The following is a 293-nucleotide window of genomic DNA, read 5'->3' on the forward strand; positions in this document are numbered from 1 at the left end:
CCCGCAAGGATGAAACCACCAACAGCCTGATCGAATGGTATACTGACCAAAGAACCGGCCACCAGCGCTGCACCGGGAATAGAATAAGCACCTGAAATGGGCTGCTTATAATAAAGCGCCATAATCAGACTGATCAGTCCGCCCAGAAAATAGATGGAAAACAGCCACGCTACCGTCTGTCCATTTGTCAGATTTCCTGCCCCGGCAGCACCTATCACAATCAATGCAGGGCCGGAACAACCAAAAATAGCGGCGACAAAGCCAGCACTTACGGTTTTGATATTCAGGTATTT

The 293-nt window shown here is 49.1% G+C and carries 1 protein-coding gene; it reads right to left on the minus strand.

Annotation, left to right across the window (positions count from 1 at the left end):
• On the minus strand, window positions 1–293 hold a 293-nt coding region (locus tag HBA93_RS20525), incomplete at both ends, for a benzoate/H(+) symporter BenE family transporter (RefSeq protein WP_221724505.1).

The organism is Ochrobactrum sp. SFR4, assembly GCF_019730395.1.
GTDB lineage: Bacteria > Pseudomonadota > Alphaproteobacteria > Rhizobiales > Rhizobiaceae > Pseudochrobactrum.